Raw genomic sequence first — 18776 nt, 5'->3', positions numbered from 1 at the left:
AACCTATGAACATACTGGTCACCGGCGCAAGCGGATTCATTGGCGCCAGCTTCGCTTATTACGCCTTGAGCCAAGGCTTGGCCGTGCGTGCGACCGGGCGCCGGCGCGAGCGCCTGGCGCCCCTTGCCCAGTCAGGGGCTGAGGTTGTGGAGGGGGACTTGGCCGATGCGGCGTTCGCGCGCCGCGTCTGCCAGGGTATGGACGCGGTGGTGCAGTGCGCCGGGCTGGGCGGGCACTGGGCGCGTGTGGCGGACCTGGAGCGCGCCAACCTGGTTGTGACCGAAAACATTGTGGAAGCCTGCCTCAAAGAGCAGGTGCAGCGGTTGGTGTACCTGTCCAGCGCCCAGGTGTATGAGCGCCCTCGCACAACCCAGCCCTTGCGAGAGGATCAACTTCCCGCACGCCGTCGCACCGTGCAGGCCGATATTCGCGTTCGTGCCGAACAACGGGTGTTCGGTGCCGAGGAGTTCGGCCTCCAGGTACTGGTCCTGCGCCCGGCCCCAGTGGTGGGCGAAGGGGAGCCGACGTTCTGGCCCGGCGTGTTCGGCCGGTGCGCCAAAGGGCGCTTGCGTATTCTGGGCAAGGGCCTGAACACCGTGGACTTTACCACCCAGGCCAACCTGAACCAGGCACTGCTGGCGGCGCTGTACGCGGGTGAAGACGCCGTGGGCCGCGTGTACAACATCGCCAATGGCGCACCGGTACCCTTCTGGGACGTACTCAACTATGGGCTTCGCCAATTGCAGCTGCCGCCGTTGCGGGTCTATGCAGGCGCAGGGCTGGCCCGCTTCAAAGCCGGTGCCTCGGCCTTGGCCTGCGAGTACTGGCCTGGCCGCCCAAAGCCTTTACTGCTGCCCGCCGATATCGCTTGGATGACTGAGGATTTCGCCCTGGACATCACCCGCGCCCGTCAGTACCTGGATTATCAGCCCAAGGCCTCGGTGTGGGCCGGCATGGACGCCTTATGCCAAGGCTGGCGCGCCAGGGACACGTCCGGCAAATACCGCTAGCCACGGCGGCCGGCCTTCCGGCGTGGCCACGGTGGTAAACTGGGCGCCTTCTGCCACTTACCGTTCCGGAACGCTTGCACATGCGCAAAGACGCCTCAGACGATTACGACAATTTGCCCAGCCTTACGGCCAACGACCGCGACGACGATGCCCCTTTGCTTGATCAGCCGGCCAACCGCCACGAGGCGGTGTATTCACGCGACACGCCTGTGGTGAAGGTGAAGGCACCGGGGTTCGGTGCGCTCTGGGCGCTGGTAGCGGCCCTGTTCATTGCCCTGGGTGTGTTGGGTTGGTGGAGCTTCCAGCAGATGTCCATGATGGAGCAGCAACTGGTCGCCACTCAGGACAGTTTTGCCAAGGTCAGCGAAGAAGCCGCAGGGCGGTTGCAAGCCATCAGCGGCAAGGTGGCCGATGGCGAAAACAGCGTGGCCAGCGACACAGAAGCCTTGAAGCTGCAGGTGCGCCAACTGCAAGCCAAGCTGGATGACCAAAGCCGCCAGCAGCAAGGCACCAGCGGGCAGCAAGGTGCTACCGACAAGCGTGTGGAGCAGCTGGGTAGCCAGTTCAGTGCGCAGCAGGCCGCTGTAGAACAAGTACAGAACCAGCTCAAAACCCTGGCAGCCGACCTGGCCACCCTCAAGGCGGCACAAGAAGGGCAGGCGGCCCTTGATACCCAACTCAAGGGCTTGGCTGCAGACGTCGCTGCGTTAAAGAAACAGGGGGACCCTGCCAGCCGCATCGAACGCCTGGAGCAGGACCTGATCGTGGTGAAAAGCGAACTGGACAACCGCCCGGCCCCTCAGGCTGCCGGCCCCAGCACTACCGAGTTTGACAGTTTCCGAGGGCAGACCACCCGTAACATCAATGGCCTGCAGGCACAGATCCAGAACCTTCAGCAGCAACTGGACCGTAAAGGGCCATAAGGCCCCTTACGCCCCATAGGGGTGTTGCACGCCTTTAGAGCGCAGGGTAATCCACGTAACCTGTGGCGCCTTCGGCGTAGAAGGTTTCCGGGTGGGGTGCGTTCAACGGGGCATCAGCCGCCAGGCGCTCGGGCAAGTCTGGGTTGGCAATGAACGGTACGCCAAACGCGACCGCATCTGTGTCACCCCGGGCGATAGCCGCATTGGCGCTGGCCTTGGTGAAGCTTTCGTTGGCCACGTACACGCCACCAAACGCGGCTTTCAACTGTGGGCCCAGGCTGTCAGCCGCCTCTTTCTCGCGGGCGCAGATAAACGCAATGCCCCGCTTGCCCAGCTCGGTAGCCACGTAGGTAAAGGTTTCGGCACGGTTGGCATCGCCCATGTCGTGCAGATCCGCCCGTGGCGACAAGTGCATGCCTACGCGCCCTGCGCCCCATACGCCCACGACCGCATCGGTCACTTCCAGCAACAGGCGGGCACGGTTTTCCACGCTGCCGCCGTACTGGTCGGTGCGCTGGTTGGTGCTGGTTTGCAGGAACTGGTCCAGCAGGTAGCCGTTGGCGCCATGGATTTCAACGCCGTCGAAGCCGGCTTTCTTGGCGTTCTCAGCGCCCAGGCGATAAGCCTCGACGATCCCTGGAATTTCCGCCGTCTCCAACGCCCTCGGCGTTTCGAAGGCGGTGATAGGGCGCACCAGGCTCACATGGCCGGCCGGCTGAAGGGCGCTGGGGGCGACGGGTAGCTTGCCGTCCAGATAGCGGGAGTGGGAAATACGGCCCACGTGCCAGAGCTGCAGGAAAATACGCCCGCCCGCCGCGTGCACGGCCTGGGTAACCTTGGCCCAGCCGGCCACCTGCTCATCGTTCCAGATGCCAGGTGTGTTGGGGTAGCCCACACCCATAGGCTCTACCGAAGTGGCTTCGGACAGGATCAGCCCAGCGCTGGCGCGCTGAACGTAGTACTCGGCCATCAGGGCGTTGGGAATGCGGCCTTCATCGGCACGGCAGCGGGTGAGCGGGGCCATGAATACCCGGTTGGGCAGTTCAAGGTCGCCTACACGAATGGGGTCGAACAGCGTCGTCATCGATCAGGCCTTTCGTCAGTGGGTTGCAGGTGCCAGGCCGGCAGTGCCGCCCCGGTAAAATGTAAAGAAGGTCACAATCAGTGCGAGCACGGCCAAGGCCGCAGCGGCCAGGGGCACACGGGTAAGGCCCAGGCCGTGGTCAATCACGCTGCCGCCCACCCAGGCGCCCAAGGCGTTGCCCACGTTGAACGCGCTGATGTTCAAGGTGGACACCAAGTTCGGCGCAGCCTTGCCAAAGCTCACCACGTTCACTTGCAGCGCGGGCACGGCGGCGAAGGCGGCCATGGCCCATACGAACAACGTGACCTCGGTAGGCACCACGGCCACGCTGGCCCAGGCCAGCACCGTGCACATCACCGCCATGGCGACAAACGCACCGGCCAGGGTGCCGGCCAATTGCCGGTCCGCCAGCTTGCCGCCTACGATATTGCCCAGGGTCAGCCCCAGGCCGATCAGCAGTAGGGTGAGGGTGATGCCCCGGTCAGACACCCCTGTCACTTCGCCCAGCAACGGCGCGATGTAGGTGAACAGGGCGAACATGGACGCAGAGAACAGGGCCGTCATGCTCAAGGACAGCCAAATGCCACGACCCTTGAGGCCTGCCAGTTCGGCGCCCATGTCCAGCTTTTGCTCGTCGTGGCGGTTGGGCAGGAAACGCAGCAGCCCCACGAACGCCAGTACGCCGATCAGGGTCACGCCCCAGAAGGTGGCACGCCAGCCCAGGGCCTGGCCCAGCGCGGTGCCCAGTGGCACCCCCAGCACGTTGGCCAGGGTAAGCCCAGTGAACATCAAGGCCACGGCCGAGGCCCGTTTGTTGGGGGCGACCAGGTTGGCGGCCACCACCGAACCGATACCGAAAAACGCGCCATGGCACAGGGCCGTGACTACCCGGGCGAACATCAGTACGTTGTAGTCGGAGGCTACGGCGCACAGCAGGTTGCCCACGATAAACACGGCCATCAGCACCACCAGCGCCAGCTTGCGGGGCAGGCGTGCTGTGGCCATGGCCATGAAGGGTGCGCCCAGTGCTACGCCCAGGGCATAGCCTGTGACCAGCCAGCCTGCGCCGGGAATGGACACGCCCAGGTCCTGTGCCACATTAGGCAACAGCCCCATGATCACGAACTCGGTGGTGCCGATGGCGAATGAGCTCAGCGCCAGAATAAACAACGGAAGTGGCATGAAGGGTCCTTTCAGAGCTGGTCGCTCAATTGCGTGAGGAACAGCTGCAACTGGGCCTCGTTACGTTGGAAGTAATGCCATTGCCCCACCTTGCGGCTGGTTACCAGGCCCGCCCGTTGCAAGGTGGCCAAGTGAGCCGACACGGTGGACTGGGACAAGCCGCAGCGCTGGTCGATCTGCCCGGCGCACACGCCGTAGCCCAGGCTGTGGCACTGGCCTGGAAACTCCGCTTCCGGGTGTTTCAACCAGCGCAGAATGTCACGGCGCACCGGGTGGGACAGGGCTTTGATGATGTCGTCGAGGTTCATAGGCTTAGTGCCAAGGGCCAATAGCGGTACAAGGATCAGGGCATAACGGTATATCGCGATGCAGCGAACTATAAATCGTTATATCGCGATATACAAATATCGTTCTGTCGTAATGCCCCGGTTTCTGGCTATATGGCACCGCCACCCAGTGATACGCTGCAGGTATGAATTTTCTTGCGCACCTCCACTTGGGTGGCCCTTCCCCCGAGCAAATGCTCGGCAGCCTGTACGGCGACTTCGTCAAGGGCACGCTTGAAGGTCGGTTTCCTGCCCAACTGGAAGCGGGTATTCGCCTGCACCGGGCCATTGACCGCTACACCGACACCCACCCTCGCGTCTTGGAAGCCCTTGGCCGGTTCCCTGCCGAGCGGCGGCGGTATGCCGGCATCGTTCTGGACGTTTTTTTCGATCACTGCCTGGCGTTGCACTGGGCGGACTACCACCCCGAACCCCTGCCGGTGTTTACCCGGCGCGTGTATGACGTGTTGAACGACACGCCGGACCTGCCAGGCCGGCTGGCCCGCATGGCGCCCTACATGGTGATGGACGACTGGTTAGGGTCCTATCAGGACTTCGAAGTGCTTGGCCCTGTGCTGCAAGGTATTTCGCGGCGGCTGTCCCGGCCGGAAGGGCTGTTGGGGGCTTTGCCGGAGCTGCGTGCGCTGTATCCGCAGCTGTTGAACGACTTTCGGCTGTTCTACCCGCAGGTGCAGGCGTTCGCCTCAGGTTACGGGCAGGGGCAGGGCACCGTTAGCAACTAAACGGCCGGGGCTGGGTCTTTTTCCACAGGCCCTGTCTATTGAAGGATGTTCACGTGCGCTGTCCCCTGCGCGGCCTGGCCTGATCCATGGCCGGCCCTATATTCCCCTGGCGTGGCGATAACCGCTTCGAGCTGCTGGTCGACGGCCCTGCCTTTTTTCCGCGCATGCTGGCGGCTATCGAGGGTGCGCAGGAGTGCGTGGACCTGGAGCTGTACCTGGTAGAAGCTGGCGCGTGTGCGGACGCCGTGGTGAAGGTGCTGGTGGCCACCGCCGAGCGAGGTGTGCGGGTACGGTGCCTGTTCGATGGCTATGGCAGCCTGGCCTTTGCCGAGCCGTCGCGCCAGGCCCTGATCGCGGCCGGGGTGGAGCTGCGGCTGTATAACCCTGTGTCCTGGCGCCGAGGCGGGCGCAACCTGTTCCGCGACCATCGGAAAGTGCTGCTGGTGGACCACACCCTGGCGGTAGTGGGCGGGACAGGCGTTACGGATGAGTTCTGGCGACCCGGCGAGCCCACCAGCGAATGGCACGAAGTGATGGTGGAAATGCACGGCCCAGTGGTGAACGACTGGCAGATGCTGTTCGACCGCCAATGGCGCGCCAACGTGCGGCGTACCGCCTGGCGCCCACCCACCCATTTTGGCCTGCCGCGTGTACCGCCCATGCCGTCCAGTGGGGAAGGGTATGCCAGGGTGGCGTACTGCGATGCCCGGCAACACCGGGACATTCTCCGCTCACTGGTGCGCGCCCTGCATTCAGGCCAGAAGCGAATCTGGCTAGCCACGCCTTATTTCCTGCCCACCTTCAGTGTGCGCCGATCCTTACGCCGTGCCGCAGCACGGGGCGTTGATGTGCGCCTGCTGCTCACCGGCCCCCGCACGGACCACCCCTCCGTGCGCTACGCCGGGCATCGCTACTACCCAAAACTGATGCGCGCGGGCGTCAAGATTTTCGAATACCAACCCTGTTTCTCTCACCTGAAAATGGTGCTGGTGGATGACTGGGTAAGCCTGGGCTCGTGCAACTTCGATCACTGGAACCTGCGGTTCAACCTGGAAGCCAATGTGGAAGCGCTAGACCCCACGTTTACGGCTGCCGTGGTGGCCAGCTTCGAGGCAGACTTCGCTAACAGCCACGAAGTGACCCAGGCACACTGGCAAGCCCGCCCGCTATGGCGCCGAGCCAAGCAACGGGTGTGGGGCTGGTTGGACCGGCTGGTGGCGAACCTGCTGGATACGCGCGGCTAGCGCCTGCCCTGTAGGACCGGGCGCAGCCGAAGGCGGAGACCGGGAGCGGGCCGCCGCGGTGTATCAAGTGCCCAGGTTCGTCCGCTACGCGAACTCCCACAGGGGGCAATCCACGCTGTAGGACCGGGCGCAGCCGAAGGCGGAGACCGGGAACAGGCCGCCGCGGTGTGGCGGCTGCCCAGGTTCGTCCGCTGCGCGAACTCCCACAGAAGATAGGCGGCGCCAATGTGGGTTGCCTCAACCACCAACCCCTCCCAAACCCCCCGCCCCAGAGCAGCCGACTTCATAGGGTTTGTGAAAAAAACCTTAAGAAATCCCCCGTCCGTCCGATAGTTACTGTGCGCTCAGCTAGCTGGATCCACTCGTCCCGATTATTTGACGCCAAAAATTGAGCTATTTAGCATTGTGTCGAATGATGCCTTTGTGCCATTACTGGGAATGCTTCTGTGGAACGTTTCACTGCTCGGATCGCACTGTCTACGCTACTGCTCGGCTTGCCCTTTACAGCCATGGCCGCGCCCACGCCGGGCGACCAAGACCTGCTGCGTGACCGCCAACAGCAGTTGCTGGAAGAGCAGCAGCGGCGCCTGGAAGACCTGAAGAACCTGCCCGGCCAGCAGGCGCCTGCGCCTGCCCCCGCAGCCCCTGAAGACACCCGCTGTTTCACCATCAATACCATCGAACTCAAGGGCGCCGATACCCTGTCCGCTACCGAGCGCGCCCGTTTAACGCAGCCCTACATCGGCCAATGCCTGGGTGTAACCGGGCTGAACGCGCTGCTCAAGGCGGTCACCAACCTGTACATCGAGAAAGGCCTGGTCACCAGCCGGGCCTACCTGCCCCAGCAAGACCTGTCCAAAGGGCACTTGCAGGTGCTGGTGATCGAAGGCGCCCTGGAAAACCTCAAGGGCGACGCCAACAGCGGCCTCACCGACCGAGAACTGGCCATGACCTTCCCAGGCCGTACCGGGGCGTTGGTGAACCTGCGCGAAATCGAACAGATGGTGGACCAGCTCAACCGCCTGCCGTCCAACCAGGCGCAAATGGAACTCACCCCTGGCAAAGCCGTAGGCGGCAGCGACGTGGTGGTGAAGAACACCCCGCAAAAGCCGTGGCGCGCCAACTTGGCGCGCACCAACGATGGCCAGCGCAGCACCGGCGAGCAGCAGTGGAACACCGGCTTTGAATGGGACAACCCCCTGGGCCTGGCCGACCAGCTGAACCTGCGCGGCGGCCACGACGCCATGACCGACCACCAGCACACCAGCCACAACGCCGGCCTGGCCTACAGCCTGCCCTACGGCTGGTGGACCTTCAGCTACAACTACAGCGAAAGCGACTACCGCTCCCAGGCCGCCGCCAACGGCTTTAACTTCAAGCAGACCGGCGACAGCCAGACCCACCAGGTACGGGCCGAGCGCGTGATCTACCGGGATGCCCTGAGCAAGACCTCCCTGAACATCGGCCTGTCCAACCTGCGCACCAACAACTACATCGAAGACAGTCGCCTGGCCCTGAGCAGCAACCGCATCACCGAAGTGCAGTACGGGCTCAACCATGGCCGCCGCGTGGGCTCGGCGTTCCTGAACATCGACCTGGGCATGCAGCAGGGCATCAGCGCTTTTGGTGCCCAGGCCAACAACCACCCTGGCCCCGGCGAAGCCGATGCCCGCTACCGCAAGTACACCAGCACGCTGAGCTACCTGCAGCCCTTCACCCTGTGGGGCCAGAACCTGAGCTTCAGCAGCCTGGCCACTGGGCAGCGCAGTGAAGATGTGCTGTTCAGCGGCCAGCGCATGAGCCTGGGCGGCACCTCATCGCTGCGTGGCTACAAGGACCAACTGCTGGCCGGCGACAGTGGCGGCTACTGGCGCAACGAGCTGCGGCTCACGCGCCCCGTCACCCTGGGCTGGCTGCGCCCGGCGTTTGCCCAGTACGGCGCTGCCGTGGGCTACGACCAAGGCGTTATCAGCAACGACCGCTACAACGGCACCCAGCACGGGCGGCTATCCAGCAACGCCCTGGAGCTGTTTGCCAAGGGCCAGCATGTGGCCGCCAGCGTGACCTTCGCCCATTCGCTGGAGCGCCCCAGCGGCCTGATCGAACGCGAATCACCGATCTACTTCAGCCTCGCCTGCTTCCTCTAGCCCGCACCCGCACAGGACTGTTTACATGGACGTTCGTCACTTCGATTTCCTCGTGCGCCAGCCCTCTGCCCGGCTGGTGGAGCGGCATACCTTTTGGGGCCTGCCCAAACGCGGCATTGCGCTGATCCTGATCAACGCCCTGTTCTGGCAACCCATCTGGGCCCAGGCCGAAGGCATTGCCGTGAGCGGCGGCACCAACACCACCTTGAACCAGGCCGGCAACGGCGTGCCCATCGTCAACATCGCCGCGCCCAATGCCACGGGCCTGTCCCACAACCAGTACCAGCAGTACAACGTGGGCAGCGAAGGGGCGATCCTTAATAACGCCACCGCCCGCACCCAGAATACCCAGCTGGGCGGCATCATCGTCGGCAACCCCAACTTCCAGGGCACAGCTGCCACCACCATCCTCAACGAAGTGGTCGGCGCCAACGCCAGCCAGCTCAAGGGCTACACGGAAGTGGCCGGGCAGGCAGCGCGGGTAATCGTGGCCAACCCCTATGGCGTGACCTGCAACGGCTGCGGCTTTATCAACACCCCCAGGGCCACCCTCACCACCGGTACGCCGGTGCTGGACAACGGCCGCCTGGACCACTTCCAAGTGAACGGCGGCCAGGTCACGGTGGAAGGCCAGGGCCTGGACGCCAGCAGCGTCGACCAGTTTGAAATCATCACCCGCGCCGCCCAGATCAACGGCCAGATCAATGCCCGGCAACTGACCGTGGTGGCCGGCCGCAACGCGGTGGACGCCCAAACCCTAACCCCCACGGCCCTGGCGGACGACGGCAGTGCCAAGCCTACGGTGGCCATCGACAGCTCGGCACTGGGCGGCATGTATGCCGGTGCGATCAAGCTGGTGGGCACCGAAGCCGGGGTAGGGGTGAAGCTGGCCGGTAACCTGGCGGCCAGTGCCGGGGACATCCAGATCGACGCCAACGGCCAGTTGACTGTGGCCCAGGCCTCTGCCGCCGCCGCTGTGAACGTCAACGCCGCCGCCCTGGAGGCTACAGGGTCGGTGTATGCCGGTACCGCCGTTACCGCCACCACCACAGGGGACCTGGCCAACCGGGGCAACCTGGCTGCACGAGATACCGTGCGCCTGAGCAGCGGCGGGCAGCTTACCAACAGCGGCATCGTGGAAGCTGGGGTGAATGCGGACAACAGCCGCAACGCCACCGGTGACGTAACGCTCACCGCCCAGAACCTTCGCAACACCGGCAGCGTGACCGCCAGCCGCGGCCTCACCGCCACGGCCCGGCAAACCCTGAACAACCAAGGCGGCACCCTCAACAGCCAGGCCCGCACCCAGGTCACCGCCACTACCCTGGACAACCGCCAGGCGGGCCGGGTACTGAGCCAAGGCAGCCTGGACCTGGCCACCACGGACCTTTTGAACAGCCAAGGCACCCTGTACGCCAAAAACGCCCTTGGCCTGAACGCCCGCCAGGCTGTGAACAACGACCAAGGCACCCTGCGCAGCGACGGCACCCTGAACCTGCAGGCCGCTAGCCTGGGCAACAGCGGCGGCAGCGTGACCAGTGCTGGCGCGCTCACCCTCACCACCAGCGGGGCCGTGGTGAACCGGGGCGGCGAAATACTGACCAACAGCACCCTCACGCTCACCAGCGCCAGCCTGGACAACCGCCAGAAAGGCCGCCTGGCCGGTAACGGCGTAGTGGTCAACACCAGCGCCTTCAGCAACCAGCAAGGCGGCAGCCTCACCAGCACCGGCGCGCTCCAGCTCACGGCCGGCCAGGTGGACAACAGCGAAGCGGGCCGCATCGCCAGCGCCATGGCCCTGACCGCCAGCGTCACGGGCCTGGACCAGCACAACGACGGGCGCCTGTACAGCAACGGCAACGTCACCCTGGACCTGAACAACGGCCTGCTCAACAACCAGGGCGGCCTGATCACCGCCCCCGGCCAACTGCTGCTGCGCAACCTCAACGCCGTGAATAACCAGAACGGTGAAATCTCAAGTACCAACGCCTTCACCCTGGCGGCCAACAGCCTGCAGAACACCGACGGTTCGCTCCTTAGCCAGAACGCGCTCACTGTGCGGGTGGCCCAGCAGCTGGCCAACGTGCGCGGTCTGGTCTCGGGCAACAGCCTTGAGGTAAACGCAGGCGACCTGCTCAACGACAACGGCGCCCTGAGCAGCGATACCGACCTGGCCCTGCGCACCACGGGCGTGCTCAACAACGATCAGGGCGACGTGTCTGCCGCGGGCAACGCCACCGTGACCGCCGCTAGCCTGAGCAACCGGGGCGGGCAGGTAACGGCCGATCAGCGCCTGAACGTGGCAGTGACTGGGGCCCTCGACAACCAGGGCGGCACTCTGGGGGCGGGGCAGGGCCTCACCCTTAACGCCGGTAGCCTGGACAACCGCCAGGCCGGTGTCGTAGTCACCGACGGTGAGCTGAACGCCACCGTGGGCGGCACCCTGGACAACCGCGACAGCGGCAGCGTGCAGGCCAAAGGTGCGCTTACCCTCGCTAGCAAAGCCCTGGACAACCAGGGCGGGCGCGTGGCCTCCCAGAACGTGTTAAGCCTGCGCACCGACACCGCGGACAACCGCGGCGGTGTACTGCGCGCCACTCAGGCCATGCACCTGGCCGTGGGCCAACTGGACAACAGCGCCCAAGGCGTAATCACCGGCAGCGCCGGTATCGACCTCACCGGTCAGCAGCTCAACAACCAAAGCGGCCTGCTCAACGCCACCGGCCCGTTGCAGGTACAAGTGGGCACCGTGCTCAACGGCGCCGGCCGTATCGCCAGCCAGGCCGACCTCACCGCCACCGTTGACACCCTAACCCAACAGGGCGGCGAACTGGTCGCCCAGGGTGCACTGCACCTGACCGGCAACCAGTTGGACAACCGTGCCGGCGGGCTGGTGGGTGCCACAAAAGCGCTGACACTCGATGTGGCCCAAGTGGACAACCGCGGCGGCGAGCTGAGCAGCCAAGTGGGCGTGGCCCTCAACGGCCAGCAACTGGACAACAGCGACGGCGGCAAGGTACTGGCTGGCACCGCGCTGGCCCTGGCCGTGGAACGCGTGATCAACCAAAACAAGGGCCTGCTGTTCGGCGACACCCTCAGCCTGACCGGCCATAGCCTGGACAACACCCAAGGCACCCTGGCCGGCCAGCACGGCACCACCCTGGCCCTGCGCGACGCCCTCAACAACAGCGCCGGCACCGTCAGCAGCGAAGCCCTGCTCACCGTGAACGCCGGCACCGTGCAAAACGCGGGCGGCAGCTTCTCTAGCGCGGCGGCCCTGATGCTCACTGCCACCGGCGAGGTGAGCAACCAGGGCGGCGCCATTACCACCGACGCCGCCCTCACGGTTCACAGCGCCAGCCTGGACAACCGCAACGGCGGCCTGCTCTCCGGCAAGGGCGCCACCACCGTGACCACCGGCGCCTTCGACAACAGCCAGGGCCGCCTCACGAGCACCGACACCCTGGCCCTCACTGCCACCCAAGTGACCAACCAGGCCGGTGGCCGCATCGCCAGCGCCCAGGCGCTGACCGCCAACGTGACCAGCCTGGACCAACAAGGTGGCCAGCTGTTCAGCAACACCGCGCTCACCCTGAACCTGAACAACGGCCTGCTGAACAACAGCAACGGCCTGATCAATGCCCCCGCACTCACCCTGAATAACCTGGGCGTGGTGATCAACCAGAACGGCGAACTCTCCAGCGACCAGGCCTTCACCCTGGCCGCCCAGCAACTGGACAACCGCAGCGGCAAGGTGCTGAGCAACCAGGGCCTTACCCTGCGCATCGCCCAGGTGCTGAACAACCTCAAGGGCGCTGTCGCTGCCCGTGGCCTGGACGTACAGGCCGACACACTGGACAACAGCGACGGCCTGCTCAGCAGCCGCGACAGCCTGGCCCTGAACGTGGCCCAGGGCGTGCTGAACCAGAACGGAGCCGTTATCGCCGACAGCGACCTGCAACTGACCGCCGCCACCCTGGACAATAGCCAGGGGCAGGTGTCGGCCAAGCGCGACCTCACTGCCCACGTTAACCACCTGCAACAGCAGGGCGGGCAGTTCATTGCCCAAGGCTCCCTCGACCTCACCGGCGACAGCCTGGTCAACAACGCCGACGGCCTGATCGCCGCCACCCAAGGCCTCACGCTGGCGGTGGCCGATATGGACAACCGGGGCGGGGAGCTGTCCAGCCAGGGCGATATCACCCTCACCAGTCAGCAACTGGATAACAGCGACGGCGGCAAGGTACTGGCGCAACGGGCCCTGGCCCTGAACCTGGCCCAGGTCACCAACCGCAACCGGGGCGTGCTGTCTGGCCACACGGGCCTTACCCTGACCGGCACGGGCCTGGACAACCAAGGCGGCACCCTGGCCAGCCTCGGCGCCATCGACCTGGCCGTGGCCGACCTGCTGAACAACAGCCAAGGCGTGATCACCAGCGAAGGCACCCTCAACGCCCGCGTGGGCAGCCTCACCAACACCGGCGGCAGCCTCTCCAGCGCTGGCCTGCTCACCCTTAGCGCCACCGGCGCCGTGCTGAACCAAGGCGGCGAAATCGTCACAGACAGCGCCCTCACCCTTACTAGCGCCAGCCTGGACAACCGCAACACCGGCAGCCTCAGCAGCAAGGGCGCCCTGGCGCTCACCACCGGCGCCCTGAACAACACTGCCGGGCGCATCAGCACCGCCAGCCAGCTGGCCCTGACCGCCGGCCAAGTAACCAACCGCGACGGGGGCAGCCTCGGCAGCGGCCAGGCCCTGGTCGCCAGCGTGACCGGCCTGGACCAACAAGGCGGCCAGCTGTTCAGCAATACCGCGCTTACCTTGAACCTGAACAATGGCCTGCTGAACAACCAGAACGGCCTGATCAACGCCCCCGGCGCCTTGCTGTTGCAGCAACTGGGCGAGGTGCAGAACCAGGGCGGCGAGATCTCCAGCAGCGAAGGCTTCACCCTGGCCGCGCAACAGCTGAACAACAATGGCGGCAAGGTGTTGAGCAACCAGGCCCTGAGCCTGCGCATCGCCCAAGCCCTGAACAACGTCAAAGGCATGATCGCAGCGGCCAGCCTGGACGCCACCGCCACCAGCCTGGACAACAGCAACGGCACACTCACCAGCCGTGGCGACCTGCAACTGACCGCCAGTGGCCTGCTGAGCAACCGCGACAACGGCCTGATCAACGCCGCCCAGGCCCTGACCCTGTTCGCCGGCAACCTGGACAACCAGGCCGGCCAACTGCTGGGCAGCCGTACGCTTACCCTTACCACCGGCACCCTGAACACCACCGCCAAGGGCCTGATCAACAGCCAGGGCACCCTGAACCTCACCGCCACCCGCCTGGACACCAGCAGTGGGGGTGAAGTGTCCTCAGTGGGCGACATGGTGCTGGCCCTCAACGGCCTGACCCAAACCGGCGGCCGCCTGCTCAGCGACGCAGGCCTTAACCTGGACCTTCACGGCGCCGACCTGGACAACCGCACCGGCCTGATCAACGCCAAAGGCCCACTCCTGCTGCAGCGCGTGGCCAACGTGAACAACCAGGGCGGCGAAATCTCCAGCGCCCAAGGCTTTACCCTGGGCAACGACGCGCCTATCGGCACCCTGGATAACACCAACGGCAAGCTCATCAGCAACGCCCAGCTGGGCCTGAACGCCACCAACCTCATCAACCAGAACGGCCTGATCTCCGGCTGGCAGGGCCTGAGCCTCGCTGGCGGTAGCCTGGACAACCGCAACAACGGCACCCTATCCGCCCGTGCCGGTAACCTCACCGCCACCCTCAGCGGCGCCGTGCTCAACAGCAACGGCGGTGCCCTGGTCAGCCAGCAGGCTCTCACCGTGTCGGCCGCCAGCCTGGACAACCGCGGCGGCATTCTCTCCAGCGGCACCGCACAAAGCCTTTCTATCAACGGCGTGCTGGACAACAGCCAGAACGGCCTGATCGACAGCGGCGCCGACCTGGCCCTCACCGCCGCCAGCCTGAACAACGCCACCGGCCAGGTAAACGCCGCCCAAGGTGCCCGCTTCACCGGTACCACCCTAGACAACAGCGCCGGCACCTTCAGCAGCCAAGGCGCGGTCACCCTGGACCTGCTAGGTGCCCTCATCAACACCAACGGCAAACTGGCCAGCGGCGGCGCCCTGGAACTGCTGCGCAGCAGCCAAGTGGCCAACCAGGGCGGGCAACTGGTCAGCCAGCGGCTGATGACCCTGAACACCGGCAGCCTGGACAACCGCAACCGCGGCACCATCGCCGCCCACGAGCGCCTGGCCCTCACCGCCAGCGGCGAGGTGCTCAACAGCAACGACGGTTTGATCTACAGCCAAGGTGCGGACGTGCAGCTGCAAGCCGCCAGCCTCACCAACACCAGCGGCGCCGTGCAAAGCCAGGGCGCGCTGGGCGTGAACGTGGGCGGGGACCTGGGCAACCTGGACGGCCGTCTGATCGCTCAGAACGGCGACCTCAGCGTGACCGCCGCCAACCTGGACAGCCGCGGTGGCGTGCTCTCCAGCCTGCAAGGCGCCTTCACCGCCCGGGTGACCGGCGTACTGAAAAACGGCTACGACCTCAACCGCCAGGGCGGCGTGATTCAGGCCCAGCGCCTGGACCTGCTCGCTTCCAACGGCCTGGACAACTATGGCGGCCGCGTGTCCGCCCAGGGCGGCGATGCCCTGGTGAACGCCAGCAGCTTCGACAACCGCAACGGCGGGCTGTACGCCAAAGGGTTGGTGCGCTTCACCGGAGACACCTTCGACAACAGCGGTGACAACGACGGCCAGATCGCCGGCAACCAGATAGACCTGAACCTCACCGGCGCCCTGAACAACCGCTTTGGCGTGATCGAAAGCGACACCACCCTGAACGTGACCGCCGCCAGCCTGGACAACCAGACCGGCAAAATCCGCGCCTTGGGCAGCGGCGGTGCCACCCGCTTCAACATCGGCGGCACCTTCGACAACCGCAACGGCACCCTGGAAACCGCCAACAGCGACCTGGCCTTCAACGTCGGCAACTTCCTCAACACCAACGGCAGCCTGCTGCACGTGGGCACCGGTGAATTCGGCATTTCCACCGCCAACATCACCAACGCCGGCGGCAGCATCGTCACCCGTGGCGGCCTGACCCTCAACGCCGACAGCTGGACCAACAGCAGCGTGATCCAGGCCGGGCGCCTCACCGTCAACGTGGGGCAGTTTGTGCAAACCGCCAGCGGGCAATTGCTCGCGTCCGACGCATTTGTGGGCACCGGTGGGAACTGGACCAACGATGGGTTGATAGCCAGTGATGGCAGCCTGAGCCTGAACTTGAGTGGTGCATACGGCGGTAATGGCCGGGCCTCCAGCCTAGGCAACCTCACCCTCAGCGCCGCACAGTTGAACCTCAGCAACGCCGCCAGCCTCGCCGGCGGTGGCAGCACAGGCATCAACGTAAGCGGGCAACTGACCAACTACGGCCGCCTCACCTCGGCCGGCGACCTTACCGTAGGCGCGGGGGGGATAAGCAACTATGGCACCTTGGGGGCCGGGCAGAACCTGACGGTGAATGGCCCGTCTCTGGTGAACGACCACGGGTTGGTGTTCAGTGGTGGGGACATGCAACTCAATGTCGCCAACGTCACCAACCAAAGCGGCGATTTCTATGGGCTGCGCAATGTCACGCTGGCAGGGTACGGCACAGCGCGGGCTGACCAGGTATTGAATATCTCGGGCTCTATGGAGAGTGGCGGGCAGTTTTCTATTGCCGCGACGGCGTTTGAGAACCGGACGCAAGGCTCGGACGGTGCGCAGAACTTTGCAGTTGGCCGTACCCTGATCAAAGGGTTTATTGCGGTAGAGTGTTTGGACTGTTCAGGGAGCACCTTCTCAGTTAACTACATTGCTCGCGAAAACTTTGAAGGTGGCCAAGACAGTGATAATAGTTCCTCATCGCTTGTGACGGCTGACGGAGATTTTATATTTGTAGGCGGAAAATTTTTAAACAGTAAAAGCACTATCAGTGCAGCCGGCAATATTTCGATACAGGCGGATAGTGTAAAAAATATCGGCGCGGTCAGCGGATCTATAGAACGTACTCGGACCTATTCTCAACTTGGTGTCACAGACGGTACGGTGATGCGACTTTTGCCAAAGGTGACTGAGTATAATCAGCGTAATAATCCCAATTTTCCTAACGTTTACTATGTGGGGGCTGGTGGCGAACTGAGGCTTGCTTCTCCTCGTTGGGAGCAGGGAAGTGATGGTGCAGAAAATTATGTGGTACTAAGCGATACAGAAACTCGAAAAGATCTGGATATTAGATACCCCCCTACAGTAACGTCTTACGCGGGGAACGGTTTTTCAGGGTCTCGGGATACTGATTTCCCCCAGTCGCAGTATGATTCGAAGAATCTTGTGCAGTTACCATCTGCTATCACTGGGCTTAAGCTTGTAAGCGACGTAGAAGTCGCCAAAGACGGCTCTGGAAACGGCGGCCGCAGCGCCGTCATCCAGGCCGGCGGAAAAGTGTCCATCACAGCCTCGCAAGACCTGCAAAACAGCGTTATCCATGAAGATTACGCTGTAGGCGGTGGTACCAGTAAGGTTCAGGGCACACAAGCATCCGGCACCAGTACGCCTGTTGTTTTGAGGATCAACGCCCAACTCCCCCCCAACCTGGCCCAGCAACAAATCAACCCCCTGAGCCTGCCGGGCTTCAGCCTGCCCACCGGCCAGAACGGCCTGTTCCGCCTGAGCGGGCAGGGCAGCAGCACCCCGCAATTCACCCAAGCCACTGGCACGCCCCAAAGCTGGACCCTCACCGGCGCCAGTATTTCAACGGCCCAGCGTGAGCAAGGCGCACCTGCCACCCAAGCGCGGGACGTACAGTTCGGTTCGGCGGCTCTGCTAGCCGCCAGCGCCGGCCAGTTGGCCAGCGTTACCCGGCACGGTGCGGGCATTGAGGGCACCGCCACCGCCGTCACCACCCAAGGGGATACCGGCACGGGCGGCGGCACCTACGTGGTGCCCAGCTACCAGGCCGGTACAGGTGGCATGACTCAGGTTGGCGGTGTGGCCGTCGGCAGCGCAGGTTCTGCCCCTGCTATTGCGCAAACCGTCAGCAAAGTACAAGGCCTGCCCAGCTCAGCAGCGCAGCCCAACCACAACAAATACCTAATCGAAACCAACCCGGTACTCACCGACCTCAAGCAATTCATGAGCTCGGACTACCTCCTCGCCGGCCTGGGCTACGACCCCGACCAGAGCGCCAAGCGCCTGGGCGATGGCCTGTACGAACAGCGCCTGGTGCAGCAAGCCGTTACCGCCCGCACCGGGCAGGCGTTCATCGATGGACAAACCTCCAACGAGGCCCAGTTCAAGTACCTGATGAACAACGCCCTGGCCAGCAAAACCGAGCTCAACCTCTCGGTGGGCGTGAGCCTCACGGCCGAGCAGGTCGCCGCGCTTACCCACGACATCGTTTGGATGGAAAACGCCGTAGTGAACGGCGAAACCGTATTGGTGCCCGTGGTGTACCTGGCCCAGGCCAGTGGCCGCCTTGGCCCTACCGGCGCGTTGATCGCCGGTAACGACGTGACCCTGATCGCCGGCCAGAACCTGGACAACGTGGGCACCCTCAAGGCCGCCAACAACCTGTCCGCTACAGCGGGCAATGACCTGGTGAACAGCGGCCTGATCCAGGCCGGTAACCGCCTGGACCTGCTGGCGGGCAACACCATCGTCAACAAGGCCGGTGGCATCATTGCCGGTCGCGATGTAAGCGTGACGGCGGTTAACGGCGACGTGCTCAACGAACGTACAGTAACGTCAACCGATTCCACCTCTGGCCAGCGCCACACCGACTACACCGACAACGCCGCCCGCATCGAAGCCGCCAACGACCTGAGCGTGCAGGCCGGGCGGGACATCAACAACCTGGGCAGCACCCTACAAAGCGGCCGCGACCTGAGCTTGAGCGCTGGCCGTGACGTGAACATTGCCGCCACCCAGCTCACCAACAGCGTGGTACTGGACCGCAAGCACACCAGCAGCGACATCACCCAACTGGGCGCCACCGTCACCGCCGGCCGCGACCTCAGCGCCCAGGCCGGGCGTGACCTGAACGTGATCGCCAGCTCACTG

The 18776-nt window shown here is 64.5% G+C and carries 9 protein-coding genes; 6 read left to right on the top strand and 3 right to left on the bottom strand.

Going from position 1 to position 18776, the window contains the following annotated elements; genetic code table 11:
* Positions 1 to 5 precede the first annotated feature (5 nt).
* Together HBH25_RS10560 and HBH25_RS10555 are read left to right on the top strand one after the other, a co-directional pair.
* Positions 6 to 1010, top strand: a complete 1005-nt coding sequence (locus tag HBH25_RS10560; RefSeq protein ID WP_168083879.1) for an NAD-dependent epimerase/dehydratase family protein — start codon at positions 6 to 8, stop codon at positions 1008 to 1010.
* Positions 1011 to 1090: 80 nt separating this feature from the next.
* Positions 1091 to 1933, top strand: a complete 843-nt coding sequence (locus HBH25_RS10555; RefSeq protein WP_168083878.1) for an ATPase — start codon at positions 1091 to 1093, stop codon at positions 1931 to 1933.
* A 34-nt stretch (positions 1934 to 1967) separates the two neighbouring features.
* Here HBH25_RS10555 and HBH25_RS10550 read toward each other — a convergent pair whose 3' ends face one another.
* From HBH25_RS10550 to HBH25_RS10540, 3 genes are read right to left on the bottom strand one after another with little or no spacing between them, the layout of a single operon-like run.
* Positions 1968 to 3017, bottom strand: coding sequence for an alkene reductase (locus tag HBH25_RS10550; protein ID WP_168083877.1), 1050 nt, complete (start codon positions 3015 to 3017; stop codon positions 1968 to 1970).
* 15 nt (positions 3018 to 3032) lie between these two features.
* Positions 3033 to 4199 (bottom strand): MFS transporter, encoded by a 1167-nt coding sequence (locus HBH25_RS10545; protein WP_168083876.1) that lies wholly within the window; start codon positions 4197 to 4199, stop codon positions 3033 to 3035.
* An 11-nt stretch (positions 4200 to 4210) separates the two neighbouring features.
* On the bottom strand, positions 4211 to 4507 hold the full coding sequence (locus HBH25_RS10540; RefSeq protein ID WP_168083875.1) for an ArsR/SmtB family transcription factor: 297 nt from the start codon (positions 4505 to 4507) through the stop codon (positions 4211 to 4213).
* Between the two features lie 164 nt (positions 4508 to 4671).
* Between HBH25_RS10540 and HBH25_RS10535 the strand changes: the two genes are divergently transcribed.
* The 4 genes from HBH25_RS10535 to HBH25_RS10520 all read left to right on the top strand — a co-directional run.
* Positions 4672 to 5268, top strand: a complete 597-nt coding sequence (locus HBH25_RS10535) for an acyl carrier protein phosphodiesterase (protein WP_168083874.1) — start codon at positions 4672 to 4674, stop codon at positions 5266 to 5268.
* A gap of 86 nt (positions 5269 to 5354) precedes the next feature.
* The gene (locus HBH25_RS10530) at positions 5355 to 6512 is read left to right on the top strand and encodes a phospholipase D-like domain-containing protein (RefSeq protein ID WP_168083873.1); all 1158 of its coding nucleotides are present in this window, start codon (positions 5355 to 5357) and stop codon (positions 6510 to 6512) included.
* A 509-nt stretch (positions 6513 to 7021) separates the two neighbouring features.
* Entirely contained in the window at positions 7022 to 8659 is a 1638-nt protein-coding gene (locus tag HBH25_RS10525; RefSeq protein ID WP_168084124.1) for a ShlB/FhaC/HecB family hemolysin secretion/activation protein, read from the top strand.
* A gap of 25 nt (positions 8660 to 8684) precedes the next feature.
* A partial coding sequence (locus tag HBH25_RS10520) for a two-partner secretion domain-containing protein (RefSeq protein ID WP_168083872.1) occupies positions 8685 to 18776 on the top strand: 10092 nt, incomplete at its 3' end.

This window comes from Pseudomonas quercus, from assembly GCF_012033695.1.
In the GTDB taxonomy this organism is placed as follows: Bacteria; Pseudomonadota; Gammaproteobacteria; order Pseudomonadales; family Pseudomonadaceae; genus Aquipseudomonas; species Aquipseudomonas quercus.
This window is presented reverse-complemented; position numbering and strand designations above follow the sequence as displayed.

Coding starts and splice junctions, on each gene's coding strand:
- HBH25_RS10540 (WP_168083875.1), bottom strand. CDS start 4,507: ATGAACCTCGACGACATCATCAAAGCCCTGTCCCACCCGGTGCGCCGT.
- HBH25_RS10530 (WP_168083873.1), top strand. CDS start 5,355: ATGGCCGGCCCTATATTCCCCTGGCGTGGCGATAACCGCTTCGAGCTG.
- HBH25_RS10555 (WP_168083878.1), top strand. CDS start 1,091: ATGCGCAAAGACGCCTCAGACGATTACGACAATTTGCCCAGCCTTACG.
- HBH25_RS10525 (WP_168084124.1), top strand. CDS start 7,022: ATGGCCGCGCCCACGCCGGGCGACCAAGACCTGCTGCGTGACCGCCAA.
- HBH25_RS10550 (WP_168083877.1), bottom strand. CDS start 3,017: ATGACGACGCTGTTCGACCCCATTCGTGTAGGCGACCTTGAACTGCCC.
- HBH25_RS10535 (WP_168083874.1), top strand. CDS start 4,672: ATGAATTTTCTTGCGCACCTCCACTTGGGTGGCCCTTCCCCCGAGCAA.
- HBH25_RS10560 (WP_168083879.1), top strand. CDS start 6: ATGAACATACTGGTCACCGGCGCAAGCGGATTCATTGGCGCCAGCTTC.
- HBH25_RS10545 (WP_168083876.1), bottom strand. CDS start 4,199: ATGCCACTTCCGTTGTTTATTCTGGCGCTGAGCTCATTCGCCATCGGC.